We start from the raw sequence: 13,251 nt of genomic DNA on the forward strand, positions 1-13,251 counted from the left end.
GCTCCGCCCTCGCGCGTAGAATACCGGACATACTCTCAGCATCGAGGACAATAAATGAGCAACATTCTGATTATCAACGGCGCAAAAGAATTTGCGCACTCTAAAGGCCAGCTGAATGACACCCTGACCGAGGTCGCGGACGGCTTCCTGCGCGACGCCGGGCATGATGTTAAGGTCGTACGTGCGGACAGCAACTATGACGTGAAGGCCGAAGTGCAGAACTTCCTGTGGGCCGACGTGGTGATCTGGCAGATGCCGGGCTGGTGGATGGGCGCACCGTGGACCGTGAAAAAGTACATGGACGACGTATTCACCGAAGGTCACGGTTCACTGTATGCCAGCGACGGCCGCACCCGCTCAGACGCATCTAAAAAATACGGCTCCGGCGGCCTGATTCAGGGTAAAAAATATATGCTCTCCCTCACCTGGAACGCTCCTCTGGAAGCCTTCACCGAAAAAGATCAGTTCTTCGAGGGCGTGGGCGTCGACGGCGCGTACCTGCCGTTCCACAAGGCGAATCAGTTCCTGGGCATGGATCCGCTGCCGACCTTTATCGTTAACGACGTGATAAAAATGCCGGACGTCCCGAGCTATATCGCAGAATATCGCAAGCATCTCGCGAAAATTTTTGCTTAACTGGTAGCCTGGAATTAAAGGAGTAGTAACCATGCTTACAGTAATCGCAGAAATCCGTACTCGTCCAGGTCAACATCACCGCCAGGCGGTGCTGGATCAGTTCGCGAAAATCATCCCAACCGTACTGAAAGAAGAAGGCTGCCACGGCTACGCGCCGATGGTGGACGCCGCTACCGACGCGAGCTTCCAGTCCACCGCGCCAGACTCCATTATCATGGTTGAGCAGTGGGAAACCGTCGCGCACCTTGAAGCGCACCTGCAGACCGCGCACATGAAAGCCTGGAGCGATGCGGTGAAGGGTGACGTGCTGGAGACCCACATCCGTATTCTGGAGCAAGGGGTTTAAAACCTGCCTTCCCTCTCCTTCCGGGGAGGGAAATCTCTCTGACCTGCTATGCTTATTCTGACTTCATGATTAACAGGAGGATGGAATGGGTCTTTTTAACTTCGTAAAAGAAGCAGGCGAAAAGCTATGGGATAACCTGACCGACCATAAAGGTCAGAGCGACAAAATCACCGAGCACCTCAAGAAACTCAACATTCCCGGTTCAGACAAAGTTCAGGTTAACGTTACCGACGGCAAAGCCAGCGTGACGGGCGACGGGCTGACCCAGGAGCAGAAGGAAAAAATCCAGGTTGCCGTCGGGAACATCGCGGGCGTCAGCGAGGTGGAGAACAACATCACCACGACCGATGCCAAAGATGAAGCCACCTACTACACGGTGAAATCCGGCGATACCCTGAGCGCTATCTCCAAAACCGTGTACGGCGATGCTAACCAGTACAATAAGATTTTTGAGGCTAACCGCCCGATGCTCTCCAGCCCGGATAAAATCTATCCTGGCCAGACGCTGCGTATTCCGAAAGCGTGATCCGCGAGCCGGGGAAATCAGCTGCTTTTCTTCCCCGGTTTTAACCCACGATGTAACTCGTTGATGCGCTTCATCGACTTGATGGTGCGCTGCGGCTCGGTGGAGGCCACGGATAAAATAATCATCTCCAGACACAGCAACACCGTGCCGTGGAGCGGGATTTTACCTTTCTCGCCGCCGCGCGGGACGTGGATCACCACGCTGGCCTCTTTGCTGAATCGCGAGTCGATGGCATTGGTCAGCAAAATCGTGGGAATACCCAGCCGTTTTGCTTCGCGCAGCGTGGTTTGCCCTTCCCGGTGCGCGGATTTTTGCGCCATCATGATCAGCACATCTCCGCGCTGGAGCCCGATCAGCTGCTCGGCCAGCCCTATTCCGGTACGGTTAAGCGGCGTGGCGGGTAGCCCCATCCGGCTAAAGAGTCTGGCGGTGTATTCGGCCAAAATCCCGGACGCGCCAATTCCAAATATGGCAACCTGCCTCGCCTGCGCCAGCAGCGAGACCGCCTGCGCCATCGCGAAGCGGTTATGGGGTTCAGACAACACTTCACAGGTATGCTGATGCCCCTCCAGCACGAAATCAATGCTCGCATTGACGTCGCTGGTCAGCGTATTTACCGTGGTGGAGATCTTTTCGCTGGAGGTCACGACCGGGCCAAACCACTGCTCCAGCGTCTGCTTCAGATCGCGCAGCCCGGCAAAACCCAGCGCCTGGATGGCGCGAACGACGGTGGCATCCGACGTTTTCAGCAGCGTCGCGATCTCCATTGCCGTCTGTTCCATCACCGCTTCCCGATTTTCATTGATATAGCGCGCCACCTGCAGCAGCCGAGGCGTGAGCTGGTGCGATCGCGAGCGGAGGCGGTCCCCGAAGAGATCAACTTTACGGCTCATCGTGACGCCTCCGGCAGCGGACGTCCGGCAATGTGCGACTGCACCTGCGCGGCCATCAGCCCTAACGAGGCGAACGAGTTCGAGATAGCTTCTTCACGCGAGATCAGCACGTAATGTCCGGTTCGACAGGCATTCAGGAACTGGCACCAACCCGGCATCACTGCATCCATCGCTGCCAGCTCATCCTGCGGTTTGCCGCCCGTATCCCCGCGCCAGGTGGCGAAAACGAAATCGGCATCCAGCTCCGGCAGCCGCTCGGCGCTGACGTCAATGCGCCCCCCTTCCGGGATGGACTCAATCAGCGGCGGGAAGGTGAACCCGGCATCACGCAGCACGCGCCCCAGCGAATGGTAGCTGTGCATGGCGTTGATTTTCCCCTGATTGGCCTGAATCACCGACACGCTCACCTTGCGGGTATCAATCGTCGCTTTCAGCGCCTTAATTTGCTCCTGATAGCGCCGCTCCAGAATCCTGAGCCGCGCCTGCGTTCCGGTCAGCTGCGCCAGCTTGCGGTAGATCTCCGGCGCGCCGCCGTCGAGATGATCGATGCTCACCGTCGGGGCAATTTTCTCCAGCTGTTCCACCGGGGTGTTGCGCGTCGGCTCGGTAACGATCAGGTCCGGTTTTGCGGCGGCAATGGCTTCGATATCGATATCCGCAGTGCCGATAAACTTGATGTCGGAATTATCGAAGTCGACGCCGGTCAACATGCCGCTGGAACGCAAGAAGTGGCTGCCGTCCGGCCGGGTGCGGCCATGGCTCGCCACCGGCGGTACGCCAAGCTCAATTAACGGAATGGTAATGTCCAGGTCGTGTAACGAGACGATCCGTTTCGGATGCACCGGCACCACCACCTTACGGTTCAGATCGTCAGTAAACGTCTGCGTCGGCTCAGCCGCGCTCGCCGCAAACCCCACCAGCAACAGCATCGAAAACAGTATGCGCATGTTAACCCTCTAAAATCTGTCCCGACGCTGCCAGAGCAGCAGCAGGAAAAACGGTCCGCCAATCAGTGAAATCACAATTCCCGCCGGCAGCTGCAGCGGGAGGAATGCCAGCCGCCCGACGTTATCCGCCAGCAGCACCAGCAGCGCCCCCAGCACGGCGCTACCCGTCAGGAGCGCCGTTTGCCCGCCGCGGAGCAGCAGGCGCGCCATATGCGGCGCAATCAGACCGACAAAACCAATGCTGCCCACGCAGGAGACGCAGGCCGCCGTCAGCACTACCGGGGCGAGAACCCTTAGAAGCGCCAGCCGCTGTGCGCGCACGCCAAGGCCCGCGGCGACGTGGTTGCCGAGCAGCGCCACGTCGGCAGCGCGGGCGGTAAGCAGCAGCAGCGCAAACGCCGGAAGCGTCCAGACAGCGGCAATGCAAACCAGCGTCCAGTTTGCGGCGTGCAGGCTGCCCGCCAGCCACAGCATTGCCGTCTGCACGTCGCGCACGTCCGCCGTGGTCATAAAAACGCCCATTGCGGCGGCAAAGACCCACGACACGCCGATGCCGATCAGGATGAATCGCGGACGTGAGATATCGCGCGCCAGGGCCATCACCAGCAGCGCGGTGAGCAGCCCCCCGGCCATGCCGACCAGCGGCCGCCAGGCCAGGCCCAGCGCCGGGAACTGAAATATCAGCAGCAGTACCGCCGCGCTACAGCCCTCTTTCACCCCGATAAGCCCCGGATCGGCCAGGCCATTTCGGGTAATAGACTGCATTGCCGCCCCCGCCATACCGAGCATCCCACCGCACAGCGCCGCCATAAGCAGGCGCGGCAGGCGGATATCCATCACGATATAGCGCGCCTCCGCCGTCAGGCTTTCTGGATAAAACAGCGCACGCCCGATGGCGGAAGTCTGGATGGGCAGAGAACCATGCGTCAGGCCAAAACCTACCAGCAAGCAGGCTGCCAGCGTCAGCACGGCCAGATACGCCAACGCCTTTGGACGGACCAACGCCGAGAAGGCGCCAACCCGAAGCGCACGCAGTCCGGCACGGTTCATTTGAACATCCTCGAGGCCATGAAGATAAAGACGGGGGCGCCAACCAGCGCGGTCATGATGCCGGTTGCCAGCTCCCAGGGCGAAAACAGCGTGCGGGCAGCGATATCCGCCAGCAGCAGAACCAGCGCCCCGCACAGGGCGGACAGCGGCACCATCACGCGCAGATCGACCGACACCAGACGGCGGACGAGCTGCGGCACCACGAGCCCGATAAAGCCGATCGGTCCGGCAATGGAGACTGCCGCACCGCAGAGCAGCGCGATGGCCAGCAGAGCGAACAGCCGGGTTTTCAGCAGCGATACGCCAAGCCCCTGCGCCATTCTGTCGCCCAGCGCCAGCATGTTGAGCGAGGGCGACAGCCAGAGCGCCAGCGCAAAGCCCACGCCAGCCACCCACAGGGCAGCGGTAATCGTTTCACCGCTGACCCCCGCCAAATCCCCCGCCAGCCAGGTGCGCATGGCGAGCAGCGTCTGTTCATCCAGGATGAGCACCGTGGCGGTAATCGACGAGACAAACGCCGACATCGCCACGCCGCACAGCGTGACTTTCATCGGCGTAAGCCCGGTGCGTCCGGACGAGGAGAACGTGAGCACCAGCAGAAACAGCGCCGCGGCTCCGGCGGCGGCAATCAGCGGGCGCCCAAACGGCAGCGTCATCCCTAGCGCGCTCGTCAGCACCACAGCCAGTGCTGCCCCGGCGTTGAGCCCCAAAATATGCGGTTCGCCGAGCGGGTTGCGGATCGTGGATTGCAGCAGCACGCCCGCCACGCCGAGCGCGGCGCCCGTCACCATCGCGGCGCAGAGGCGCAGCAGTCTGAGTTTGATAATGACGTTATGATCGAAATTACGCGGATCGAAGTGGAAGAGTGCTTCCACCACCGTTTGCGGGGCGATAAGGCGGGCGCCGATCCCCAGATGGGCAATCGCGCCCGTTGCCAGCAGCACGGCGAAAATCAGGAAAGCCAGAGAGGTGCGCATCATGGCTGTTTTGCGACCTGGCGAAACGGCATAAAGAACGGTTTACCGGTCAGCGGATTGATGGACATATGTACGTCGACATCAAACACCGCTTTAATAAGCTCAGGCGTGCAGGCGTCTCCCTCATGCAGTACGCCCTCGACTTTTCCCTGGCGTAAAAAGACCAGCGAATCGCCGTAGTTTACGGCGAAGTTAAGATCGTGCAGTACCACCACCACGGTACGTCCATGCTCGCGCGTCAGCGTATGCAGCAGTTCGAGGATCTCCACCTGATAGCGGAGATCGAGGAACGTGGTGGGTTCATCCAGCAGGATATACGGCGTTTGCTGCGCCAGCGCCATGGCGATCCAGCAGCGCTGACGCTGGCCGCCGGACAGGCTTTCCACGGGCATGTGGGCAAACTCTGCCGTACCGGTCAGGCGCAGGGCCTCTTCCACCGCCTGCTCGTCCTCGTCGCTCCACTGGCGCATAACGTTCTGCCAGGGAAAACGCCCGCGCGAGACCAGCTCAAAGACGGTTAACCCTTCCGGCAGCAGCGGAGACTGCGGCAGGATGCCAAGCTGGCGGGCGACGGCTTTCGTCGGCTGCGCGTGGATCGCCTTGCCGTCGAGAACCGCCGCGCCGCCAAGCGGCTGGAGCAAACGCGCGATGGTACTCAGCAGCGTGGATTTTCCGCAGCCGTTCGCCCCTACCAGAACGGTGATTTTCTGCTGGGGGATCGCAAGGGAAATATCATCAACGATGATTTTTTTCTGATAACCGGCAGAAAGATTCTCCAGAACCAGTCCCGGTTTTGTCGTGTTGTGAGCCACGTGCATGCCAACGTAATAAAAAAGGGAAACAAATATAAATAAAAATCATTCTCTTTTGAGAGTTTGAGGCCGAGCCATGTAGTAGTCAAGAGAAGAAACACCCTGAATAAACCAGGGGTAACGGAGCGTTACTACACTAACAAGCAAAACAACAAATTATTAATTTTCAATGAAATAATGAGTTATAGCTGTGCTTTCCCGTTACGTTTCATAGATGTAGCCGATTTTTATCTTTTTTCATTTACTACTACATTTCCGCATGATTGAATGATTCTCAATTACATGTTCGATGCCGGTTCTGGCTAACGAGCAGACCATAAAGGGCAATGACTCACACGTTCTTCCGTGAATATGCTTCACGGATATTTTGGGATAACAGATGTAATGGCTACGTTCACACCTTCACTCTCTGGGGTAAAAGGGCGCGCGCTCTTTTCACTGCTGTTTATGGCGCCGCTGGTGCAGGCAGCAGACACCACGGCTAAAGACGGCGAAACACTTACCGTCACCGCCGATCCAAACACTACGGCGGAGGCCACCAACGGCTACCAGCCGCTGAACACCTCCACCGCCACGCTGACCAACATGCCGATGCTGGATATCCCGCAGGTGGTGAATACCGTCAGCGATAAGGTGCTGGCGGATCAGCACGCCACCACGCTGGATGAAGCGCTCTATAACGTCAGCAACGTGGTGCAGACCAACACCCTGGGCGGTACGCAGGATGCCTTTGTACGCCGCGGGTTTGGCGCAAACCGCGACGGCTCGATCATGACCAACGGCCTGCGCACCGTCCTGCCGCGCAGCTTTAACGCCGCAACCGAACGCGTGGAGGTGCTCAAAGGCCCGGCCTCGACGCTTTACGGCATTCTCGATCCGGGCGGCCTGATTAACGTCGTCACGAAGCGCCCGGAGAAGACCTTCGGCGGCTCGATTTCTGCCACCTCTTCCAGCTTTGGCGGCGGCACCGGACAGGTCGATGTTACCGGCCCGATTGAGGGCACGCGCCTGGCGTATCGCCTCACGGGCGAGTATCAGGACGAGGACTACTGGCGCAACTTCGGCAACGAACGCAGCACGTTTATCGCCCCGTCGCTGACCTGGTTCGGCGACGATGCCACCGTGACCGTGCTCTATTCGCATCGCGACTATAAGACGCCGTTCGATCGCGGAACGATCTTCGATCTCAACACCAAACAGCCAGTGAATGTCGATCGCAAAACCCGCTTTGACGAGCCGTTTAACGTGACCGACGGGCAGTCCGATCTCGCTCAGCTTAACGCGGAGTATCGCCTCAACAGCCAGTGGACCGCGAAGTTCGACTACAGCTACAGCCAGGATAAATACAGCGACAACCAGGCCCGCGTTATGGCCTACGATTCAAAAACCGGCACCCTGACCCGCCGGGTGGATGCGACCCAGGGCTCGACCCAGCGCATGCACAGCACCCGTGCGGATCTGCAGGGCAACGTGGATATCGCGGGCTTTTATAATGAGATCCTCACCGGCGTGTCGTATGAAAATTACGATCTGCTGCGCACGGACATGATGCGCTGTAAGAACGTCAAAGGTTTCAATATCTATAATCCGGTTTATGGCAAACTCGACGAGTGTACAACCGTCTCCGCCGCTGACAGCGACCAGACGCTCAAGCAGGAGAGCTACTCGGCCTACGCTCAGGATGCCCTGTACCTGACGGATAAATGGATCGCCGTCGCCGGGCTACGCTACCAGTATTACACCCAGTACGCGGGCAAAGGCCGTCCGTTTAACGTCAATACCGACAGCCGCGACGAGCAGTGGACGCCAAAGCTGGGGCTGGTTTACAAACTGACGCCAGCAGTCTCGCTGTTTGCCAACTACTCGCAGACGTTTATGCCGCAGTCGTCCATTGCGAGCTACATTGGCGACCTGCCGCCGGAAACGTCGAATGCGTATGAAGTGGGCGCAAAGTTTGACCTGTTCGAAGGTGTTACCGCCAACATTGCGCTGTTTGATATTCACAAGCGCAACGTGCTGTACACTGAAAGCATTGGGGGCGAAACCATCGCCAAAACCGCGGGCCGCGTGCGCTCTAAGGGCGTAGAGGTGGATCTTGCGGGGTCGCTGACGGAGAACACCAACATTATCGCCAGCTACGGCTATACCGACGCGAAAGTGCTGGAGGACCCGGACTACGCGGGTAAACCGCTGCCGAACGTGCCGCGCCACACCGGCTCCCTGTTCCTGACCTACGATATTCACAATGCGTTTGCCGGGAATACCCTGACGCTCGGCGGCGGCGGGCACGGCGTAAGCCGTCGCTCGGCAACCAACGGTGCGGATTATTATCTGCCGGGCTATTTCGTGGCGGACGCGTTTGCGGCGTACAAGATGAAACTACAGTATCCGGTGACGCTGCAGGTGAACGTGAAAAACCTGTTTGATAAGACCTACTACACGTCGTCCATTGCGACCAACAACCTGGGCAATCAGATTGGCGATCCGCGCGAAGTGCAGTTTACGGTGAAGATGGAGTTTTGATTTTAGTGCGAGGAGTTCCCCTCACCCTAACCCTCTCCCCAAAGGGGAGAGGGGAATTTAACACCCTCTCCCCTTTGGGGAGAGGGCCGGGGTGAGGGGGATCATCAGGCCTCAATATCCGCCATATCGCCTTTCTCCTGCAGCCAGTTACGTCGGTCTTCCGAACGTTTTTTGGCAAGGAGCATATCCATCACGGCGTTGGTTTGCTGTTCGTCTTCGTCGCTGATCGTCAGCTGCACCAGGCGGCGCGTGTTCGGATCCAGCGTCGTTTCGCGCAGCTGCATCGGGTTCATTTCGCCCAGCCCTTTAAAGCGCTGCACGTTTGGTTTGCCCTTCTTACGCTTAAGCTGCTCCAGCACGCCCGCCTTCTCTTCTTCCGTCAGCGCGTAGTAAACCTCTTTGCCAAGGTCGATACGGTACAGCGGCGGCAGCGCAACGTGGACGTGGCCGTTTTTCACCAGCGTGCGGAAGTGCTTCACGAACAGCGCGCACAGCAGCGTGGCGATATGCAGACCATCAGAGTCCGCATCCGCGAGGATACAGATCTTGCCGTAGCGCAGCTGGCTCAGATCTTCGCTGTCCGGATCGATACCGATCGCAACGGAGATATCATGCACTTCCTGCGAGGCCAGCACTTCGTCTGAAGAGACTTCCCAGGTGTTCAGGATCTTACCCTTGAGCGGCATGATCGCCTGATATTCACGATCGCGCGCCTGCTTGGCCGACCCGCCCGCCGAGTCCCCTTCCACGAGGAACAGCTCGGTACGGTTGAGATCCTGTGCGGTACAGTCGGCCAGCTTGCCCGGCAGCGCAGGGCCGCTGGTCAGCTTTTTACGCACCACTTTTTTGGCGGCGCGCAGACGACGCTGGGCGCTGGAGATGGCCATTTCAGCCAGCATCTCAGCCGCCTGAACGTTCTGGTTCAGCCACAGGGTAAACGCATCTTTCACCACGCCGGAGACGAACGCCGCGCACTGACGTGAGGAGAGACGCTCTTTAGTCTGACCGGCAAACTGCGGATCCTGCATTTTCACGGAGAGCACGTAGGCGCAGCGATCCCAGATATCTTCCGCCGACAGCTTCACGCCGCGCGGCAGAATGTTGCGGTATTCGCAGAACTCGCGCATCGCGTCCAGCAGACCCTGACGCAGGCCGTTGACGTGCGTACCGCCGAGCATGGTCGGGATCAGGTTGACGTAGCTCTCAGTCAGCAGCTCGCCGCCTTCCGGCAGCCACAGCAGCGCCCAGTCCACGGCTTCGGTATCGCCGCTAAAGTTACCGACGAACGGTTTTTCCGGCAGCGTCGGCAGGCCGTTTACCGCTTCGCACAGGTAGTCGTTCAGACCATCGGCGTAGCACCAGGCCTGCTCGGTGTTGTTGACGTGGTCTTTAAAGGTGATTTCCACGCCCGGACAGAGCACTGCTTTGGCTTTCAGCAGGTGCGTCAGGCGAGAAACGGAAAAACGTGGGCTGTCGAAGAAGCTTTCGTCAGGCCAGAAGTGGACGCTGGTACCGGTGTTGCGTTTACCGCACGTGCCGACGACCTGCAGATCCTGCACCTTTTCACCGTTTTCAAACGCGATGTTGTACACCTGACCGTCGCGGCGGACGTTGACTTCCACGCGTTTGGACAGGGCGTTCACCACGGAAATCCCCACGCCGTGCAGGCCGCCAGAGAACTGATAGTTTTTGTTGGAGAACTTACCGCCCGCGTGCAAACGGCAGAGGATCAGCTCAACGGCGGGCACGCCCTCTTCCGGGTGGATATCCACCGGCATGCCGCGACCGTCGTCGATAACTTCCAGCGACTGATCGGCATGCAGGATGACGTCAACGCGTTTGGCATGGCCCGCCAGCGCTTCGTCCACACTGTTATCAATAACTTCCTGGCCCAGATGGTTTGGGCGCGTCGTATCGGTGTACATCCCCGGGCGGCGGCGAACCGGCTCAAGCCCGGTGAGGACCTCAATGGCATCAGCGTTATAGGTTTGCGTCATGATTTAAACTAGCAATTCGCATTGATTGTCAGTGGCTGTGCAGTCCAAGAAAATCGACAATCTGGGTGAAATGATTCTCAAAGCCCGTGAAAGCATGGTTTCCGCCCTCTTCTATAGTCTGGCGGCAGGAGGCGTAATACGCCACTGCCTGGCGGTAATCCAGCACTTCATCACCCGTCTGCTGCAGCAGCCAGATGAGATCCGGCGCTTCAAGCGGGTCGACCTGCATAACTTTGAGATCGTAAATATGGCGTGACTCTAGCACATATTGCTGTCCGGTGTAGGGGTTCTCGTTTTCACCAAGAAAGTCCCTCAGCAGCTCAAACGGCCGAACCGCCGGATTAACCACAACGGCCGGCAGCATAAAGCATTGTGAGAGCCAGGTGGCATAGTATCCGCCCAGCGATGAGCCGACCACGCCAAACGATTCACCGCCGTGTTCAAGCACGATCGATTCGAGCATTTCCGCCGCCTCTGCCGGGTATGGTGGCAGCTGCGGGATGATCATCTCAACATGGGGGTGATGTTCGCTCAGCCACTGGCGAAACTGCGTCGCTTTTGCGGAGCGCGGCGAGCTGTTGAATCCGTGCAGATAAAGGAGCGTAGACATCAGTAGCCTTCTGAAGCGGTATCCGGTCGGAACTCTGCGCCCGCCAGGCGGCAGACTTCCGTGGTCAGCGTGCCGTCGGCATGCAGTTCCAGCCAGCGCCAGCCCGGCGCGATGGTATCCAGCGTAAAGTTGGCGCAGTGCGGCTTAAACTGCACGCAGGTCGACGGCGTCGCCAGCATGCGGCGTCCGTTCCAGTCGAGATCCTGTTCCTGATGAATGTGCCCGCACAGCAGATTTTTCACCCGTGGGAATTTCGCCAGCACGCTATCCAGCGCCGCGGAGTTGCGCAGGCTGTGTTGATCCAGCCAGCTGCAGCCCGCCGGTAGCGGATGATGATGAAGTAACAGCAGGGTGTGACGTTCAGGCTCAGCAGCCAGTTTGGTCTCAAGCCAGTCGAGCTGAAACTCGCTTAACTCACCGTGCGGGACGCCAAACACCTGGCTGTCCAGCAGCAGGATCTGCCACTGTTCACCCGCAAAAACACATTTCGCCGGAGAAATTCCCGCATCCTGAAGGGCGCTGTACATCGCGGGCTGGAAGTCATGGTTTCCGGGCAGCCAGACGCAGGGCACGCTAAAGCTCGCGATGCCTTCAGCAAAATGCTGGTAGGCCGCGGAGGATTGGTCCTGCGCCAGATCGCCCGTTGCGACAATCAGGTCGCAGTCGCGATGTTCAGCGTGAATGGCGCTCAGTACCGCCTGATAACTCTCCCAGGTATTAACCCCAAGCAAAGTTTCATGCTTTTCGGCAAAAAGGTGGGTATCGGTGATTTGTAATATCCTGACTGGCGCCCCACCAGCAACAGTCAGGTTCAACAGGCTTTCCAAATGGTGTCCTTAGGTAGGTTTATGACGCTAACAAACCGGAATCGCCATTGCTCCATGTGCTAAACAATATCTTAGCCAGTCGGCTAAAAACTGGTTAATTTGATGCTTTTCGTCGCGTTGATGCAACTTTTTATTCGGATAATCATACCGCGCCTTGAAGCGAAAGATCTGCTGACTTGAACACACTTCAGCGACCATCGCGTCGTGATAGAGACGCACCGTCATAGACGGCAGGCTCCAGTAGCTGATGCTGGGTGCCGTTTGCTCAATGTCCACCAGCGTAGTGTAGCGCGTTGATTCTGTTATCGTTAACCGATACTGCGCGTTGCTCACCTGATAGCTTACCGTTTCGCCGGGTGCGTCGTTTCTCGGCAGCAGGCGGCGCAGCTGGGCGAAATTGGTTTCGCACAGGCGCATCATTTCTGGGAAGTCAGGCGTATAGCGCTTCATTTTTTCCACTCGTTTCGTAATGTCTGATAATGCAGCTGCAGCCATTGCAGGGCGATGACAGACGCTGCGTTGTCGATTAAACCCTCTTCTACCCACTGATAAGCCTGCTCCCGGCTCACCACATGAACCCGAATATCTTCGTTTTCATCAGCCAGACCGTGGATCCCTTCCGCCGTCGTGGCGTCCACTTCGCCCACCATAATGGACAAGCGCTCGCTGGTGCCCCCCGGGCTTGCCAGATAACTCAACACCGGTTTTGTGCGGCCAACCACCAGCCCGGCCTCTTCCAGCGCCTCGCGACGGGCGACGTCTTCAACTGACTCGCCCTCTTCGATCATCCCGGCCACCATCTCCAGCAGCCACGGGCTTTCGCTGGTGTCATACGCGGCAATGCGGATCTGCTCCACCAGCACGACTTCGTCACGCACTGGGTCAAAGGGTAGCAAGACAGCCGCATGCCCGCGCTCAAAAATTTCGCGTCTGATTTCGCCGCTCATTTCGCCGTTAAACAGGCGATGCCTGAAACGGTAAAGATCCATTGAAAAAAAACCGCTATAAAGCGTTTCTCGTGCAATAATTTCTACATCGTTTTTGGCGAATGTCACGGGCAACTTTTCTGGTTTTTGCATGAGTCGAGTCCTGGTAGCAATGGTGATG

At 58.3% G+C, this 13,251-nt stretch carries 14 protein-coding genes; 4 read left to right on the forward strand and 10 right to left on the reverse strand.

Annotation, left to right across the window (positions count from 1 at the left end; all coding sequences use genetic code 11):
* The first annotated feature begins 54 nt into the window (after positions 1 to 54).
* From AC4ICF_RS19555 to lysM, 3 genes are all read left to right on the forward strand, one after another.
* Positions 55 to 636, forward strand: a complete 582-nt coding sequence (locus AC4ICF_RS19555) for an NAD(P)H-dependent oxidoreductase (RefSeq protein WP_024906501.1) — start codon at positions 55 to 57, stop codon at positions 634 to 636.
* Positions 637 to 667: 31 nt separating this feature from the next.
* Positions 668 to 982 carry a putative quinol monooxygenase gene (locus tag AC4ICF_RS19560; RefSeq protein WP_116342064.1) on the forward strand — a complete coding sequence of 105 codons (315 nt, stop codon included), beginning with the start codon at positions 668 to 670 and terminating at the stop codon, positions 980 to 982.
* A gap of 85 nt (positions 983 to 1,067) precedes the next feature.
* On the forward strand, positions 1,068 to 1,508 hold the full coding sequence (gene lysM, locus AC4ICF_RS19565; RefSeq protein WP_028014428.1) for a peptidoglycan-binding protein LysM: 441 nt from the start codon (positions 1,068 to 1,070) through the stop codon (positions 1,506 to 1,508).
* A 17-nt stretch (positions 1,509 to 1,525) separates the two neighbouring features.
* Here the strand turns inward: lysM and AC4ICF_RS19570 are convergent, their stop codons facing one another.
* The 5 genes from AC4ICF_RS19570 to AC4ICF_RS19590 are packed head-to-tail and all read right to left on the reverse strand — an operon-like array spanning position 1,526 to position 6,187.
* Positions 1,526 to 2,401, reverse strand: coding sequence for a MurR/RpiR family transcriptional regulator (locus AC4ICF_RS19570; RefSeq protein WP_163329689.1), 876 nt, complete (start codon positions 2,399 to 2,401; stop codon positions 1,526 to 1,528).
* Positions 2,398 to 3,348 (reverse strand): iron-siderophore ABC transporter substrate-binding protein, encoded by a 951-nt coding sequence (locus tag AC4ICF_RS19575; RefSeq protein WP_163329690.1) that lies wholly within the window; start codon positions 3,346 to 3,348, stop codon positions 2,398 to 2,400. The genes AC4ICF_RS19570 and AC4ICF_RS19575 overlap by 4 nt, the downstream gene beginning before the upstream one ends.
* 9 nt (positions 3,349 to 3,357) lie before the next feature.
* Positions 3,358 to 4,398 carry a FecCD family ABC transporter permease gene (locus AC4ICF_RS19580; protein WP_316379926.1) on the reverse strand — a complete coding sequence of 347 codons (1,041 nt, stop codon included), beginning with the start codon at positions 4,396 to 4,398 and terminating at the stop codon, positions 3,358 to 3,360.
* Positions 4,395 to 5,378, reverse strand: a complete 984-nt coding sequence (locus tag AC4ICF_RS19585; RefSeq protein ID WP_316379925.1) for a FecCD family ABC transporter permease — start codon at positions 5,376 to 5,378, stop codon at positions 4,395 to 4,397. Before AC4ICF_RS19585 ends, AC4ICF_RS19580 begins: the two co-directional genes overlap by 4 nt.
* Entirely contained in the window at positions 5,375 to 6,187 is an 813-nt protein-coding gene (locus AC4ICF_RS19590) for an ABC transporter ATP-binding protein (RefSeq protein WP_116342275.1), read from the reverse strand. Before AC4ICF_RS19590 ends, AC4ICF_RS19585 begins: the two co-directional genes overlap by 4 nt.
* Positions 6,188 to 6,571: 384 nt before the next feature.
* On the opposite strand from AC4ICF_RS19590, the gene AC4ICF_RS19595 reads away from it, so the two are divergent.
* Positions 6,572 to 8,710 carry a TonB-dependent siderophore receptor gene (locus AC4ICF_RS19595; protein WP_316379924.1) on the forward strand — a complete coding sequence of 713 codons (2,139 nt, stop codon included), beginning with the start codon at positions 6,572 to 6,574 and terminating at the stop codon, positions 8,708 to 8,710.
* Positions 8,711 to 8,814: 104 nt separating this feature from the next.
* On the opposite strand, the gene parE is transcribed toward AC4ICF_RS19595, so the two are convergent.
* From parE to nudF, 5 genes are read right to left on the reverse strand one after another with little or no spacing between them, the layout of a single operon-like run.
* Positions 8,815 to 10,707, reverse strand: a complete 1,893-nt coding sequence (parE, locus tag AC4ICF_RS19600; RefSeq protein WP_316379923.1) for a DNA topoisomerase IV subunit B — start codon at positions 10,705 to 10,707, stop codon at positions 8,815 to 8,817.
* Between the two features lie 28 nt (positions 10,708 to 10,735).
* Positions 10,736 to 11,317 (reverse strand): esterase YqiA, encoded by a 582-nt coding sequence (gene yqiA, locus AC4ICF_RS19605; RefSeq protein ID WP_023331317.1) that lies wholly within the window; start codon positions 11,315 to 11,317, stop codon positions 10,736 to 10,738.
* Positions 11,317 to 12,144, reverse strand: coding sequence for a 3',5'-cyclic-AMP phosphodiesterase (gene cpdA / locus AC4ICF_RS19610; protein WP_116342076.1), 828 nt, complete (start codon positions 12,142 to 12,144; stop codon positions 11,317 to 11,319). Before cpdA ends, yqiA begins: the two co-directional genes overlap by 1 nt.
* A gap of 27 nt (positions 12,145 to 12,171) precedes the next feature.
* Positions 12,172 to 12,594 carry a DUF1249 family protein gene (locus AC4ICF_RS19615; protein WP_061097042.1) on the reverse strand — a complete coding sequence of 141 codons (423 nt, stop codon included), beginning with the start codon at positions 12,592 to 12,594 and terminating at the stop codon, positions 12,172 to 12,174.
* Positions 12,591 to 13,223, reverse strand: coding sequence for an ADP-ribose diphosphatase (nudF, locus tag AC4ICF_RS19620; RefSeq protein ID WP_116342078.1), 633 nt, complete (start codon positions 13,221 to 13,223; stop codon positions 12,591 to 12,593). Before nudF ends, AC4ICF_RS19615 begins: the two co-directional genes overlap by 4 nt.
* Between the last annotated feature and the right edge of the window lie 28 nt (positions 13,224 to 13,251).

The organism is Enterobacter sp. ECC_219_Taxon_10 (genome assembly GCF_058354905.1).

Bases quoted from the DNA above. Each gene is read 5' to 3' on its own strand.
- AC4ICF_RS19555 (WP_024906501.1), top strand. From the start codon at position 55: ATGAGCAACATTCTGATTATCAACGGCGCAAAAGAATTTGCGCACTCT.
- AC4ICF_RS19560 (WP_116342064.1), top strand. From the start codon at position 668: ATGCTTACAGTAATCGCAGAAATCCGTACTCGTCCAGGTCAACATCAC.
- lysM (WP_028014428.1), top strand. From the start codon at position 1,068: ATGGGTCTTTTTAACTTCGTAAAAGAAGCAGGCGAAAAGCTATGGGAT.
- AC4ICF_RS19570 (WP_163329689.1), bottom strand. From the start codon at position 2,401: ATGAGCCGTAAAGTTGATCTCTTCGGGGACCGCCTCCGCTCGCGATCG.
- AC4ICF_RS19575 (WP_163329690.1), bottom strand. From the start codon at position 3,348: ATGCGCATACTGTTTTCGATGCTGTTGCTGGTGGGGTTTGCGGCGAGC.
- AC4ICF_RS19580 (WP_316379926.1), bottom strand. From the start codon at position 4,398: ATGAACCGTGCCGGACTGCGTGCGCTTCGGGTTGGCGCCTTCTCGGCG.
- AC4ICF_RS19585 (WP_316379925.1), bottom strand. From the start codon at position 5,378: ATGATGCGCACCTCTCTGGCTTTCCTGATTTTCGCCGTGCTGCTGGCA.
- AC4ICF_RS19595 (WP_316379924.1), top strand. From the start codon at position 6,572: ATGGCTACGTTCACACCTTCACTCTCTGGGGTAAAAGGGCGCGCGCTC.
- parE (WP_316379923.1), bottom strand. From the start codon at position 10,707: ATGACGCAAACCTATAACGCTGATGCCATTGAGGTCCTCACCGGGCTT.
- yqiA (WP_023331317.1), bottom strand. From the start codon at position 11,317: ATGTCTACGCTCCTTTATCTGCACGGATTCAACAGCTCGCCGCGCTCC.
- AC4ICF_RS19615 (WP_061097042.1), bottom strand. From the start codon at position 12,594: ATGAAGCGCTATACGCCTGACTTCCCAGAAATGATGCGCCTGTGCGAA.
- nudF (WP_116342078.1), bottom strand. From the start codon at position 13,223: ATGCAAAAACCAGAAAAGTTGCCCGTGACATTCGCCAAAAACGATGTA.